The sequence below is a fragment of the Photorhabdus sp. RM96S genome (genome assembly GCF_042879335.1).
Taxonomy (GTDB): domain Bacteria; phylum Pseudomonadota; class Gammaproteobacteria; order Enterobacterales; family Enterobacteriaceae; genus Photorhabdus; species Photorhabdus kayaii.
Genome location: NZ_JBHFKT010000110.1, coordinates 1 through 1,808 on the forward strand (window position 1 = coordinate 1; position 1,808 = coordinate 1,808).

General features: G+C 48.4%; 1 protein-coding gene and 2 pseudogenes. All 3 read left to right on the top strand.

The features are described 5' to 3' along the window. A pseudogene (locus ACGF49_RS24445) lies at positions 1–421 on the top strand (VRR-NUC domain-containing protein); the annotation flags it as partial. A gap of 16 nt (positions 422–437) precedes the next feature. Beyond that, positions 438–1,583, top strand: a complete 1,146-nt coding sequence (locus ACGF49_RS24450; protein ID WP_271859657.1) for a DUF3396 domain-containing protein — start codon at positions 438–440, stop codon at positions 1,581–1,583. Positions 1,584–1,619: 36 nt separating this feature from the next. Continuing rightward, positions 1,620–1,808: pseudogene (locus ACGF49_RS24455) on the top strand (hypothetical protein); the annotation flags it as partial.

The window sequence follows — 1,808 nt, forward strand, 5'->3', positions numbered from 1 at the left end:
TCAGTTTGGAGCATGGTTCAATCAAGCCGGCAAGTGGGTGTGTAAAGAGATTATTGACCCGATAAGCCATCAGGTCAGCTACGCTTTTTCCTGGGTTAATGAACAAACGGGGAAAATCGTGACCTGGACAGAGAGTGAGATAAAAGCCCGGTGGCAGACTGTACAACAGGGTTCAGATATCACCCTGGAAGAGCTAAAAAATATCAGCTGGATGCAGATATTAAAAGAGGTGGGTGAAGGCATGCTGGAAGTGGTGGTGATTATTGCCGGTGTTGCCGTTGTTATCCTGGTCACCCTTGCCGTCGCTGCTGCATTGATTGCACTGGTGGAAATTTTAGCTGCCGCTGCTGCGGTAAGCGCCGCCGCGTTAGCCGCCGTCCTGGCAATATTGGCGAGTGTGACATTCGCCACCGCCTCATAATTAACGGAGAGAAAATATGGATACTTCAGATTACTTTGCCCAGTTGAAATCACAACTGACCGCGTTTACCTTCCTCAATGGCGATGGGCTGACCGTTTCTCGTCTTGGGATTTCTATCACTCTGTTTTTTAAACAGGGTTACACCCAGGAGAAAAAACAACGCATTCTGGCCTGCTACCGGCGCTTTCGGGAGGAATTCGGTACTCACCTGCGTTTTCATGCTCATGAATTTAAAGGGTTAAAAAAATATTCCTCAGAAAATATAGCTAAAGTAGAAGAGGCTATTCTTAATCAGAAAAAGAATCAGCCCTCTAGTTGGGTGGTCAGTGATGCTAAAAATATCTATGAAGCTCCTCGCTATCTGATGCGTTACCTGGATTCCAGAGAAATCGATGGTGACGATGGTAGCTCTTACCTAAGCCTGACACTGCCTTGGGATTATCTAAAAGGACAAGACGGCATGGCTCGTTTTATGGCCTGGCTGGATTTTCTGTGCGAACAACTCGAACCGGATAGTGGGGACTGTGGCTACAGCCTGGTCATCCCCAGAGATTACCATGACTACTTTCCCTTAGAGTACCAGCTAGCGCAACGTTATCCCTCTCTGCAAGTCAATTCTGCGGTCCATACTGCGGTATTACAGTACGGACATTCCATTCGTGGCATTAATTGGATCACCCTGCTGTCCAAACGATTTGTAAACCGATTGGGTGGGGAATTCTGGATACGTCCTGTGCTGCGTCCCTACCGGGATGTGGAGATTACCCCTTATTCCAATGGCCTGATGATCCGGGCTGGTCAATACCCGGATTTAACGCCACTACCGGGCAGTGTCCCGGAGAGTTATTTTGCTATTAACCAACTGATACGTCCGATACGGGTGATACCTCGTGAAGGCCATTCATTGCACTTTTATGGTGCCGGTCATTTTGATGATATTTCCACACTGGCTTGGTATGCCCGTTATGACCGGGGGCCGCTGCAAGTGACTCCTCTGAGAGGTGACCATCCTGCATTGGTCAGCGGGATCTGGCGAACCGATAGCCTGCCGGGCAAGCAGTATTTCTTTGCTCAGGGGGCGACGGCTTTTGATGTTCCAGGTACAAAACCGGGCACAACCCTCTGGCATCTGGTACGGGAAGCGGCAAGTATGTGGGAATAACAGATTATCTATTGCCTCATAATTAACGGAGAGAATATGGATACTTCAGATTACTTTACCCAGTTAAGATCACAACTGGCCGCGTTTACCTTTCTCAATGGCGATGGGCTGACCGTTTCTCGTCTTGGGATTTCTATCACCTTGTTTTTTAAACAAGGCTATACCCAGGAGAAAAAACAACGCATTCTGGCCTGCTACCGGCGCTTTCGCGAAGAATTTGGCACT

Bases quoted from the DNA above. Each gene is read 5' to 3' on its own strand.
- ACGF49_RS24450 (WP_271859657.1), top strand. From the start codon at position 438: ATGGATACTTCAGATTACTTTGCCCAGTTGAAATCACAACTGACCGCG.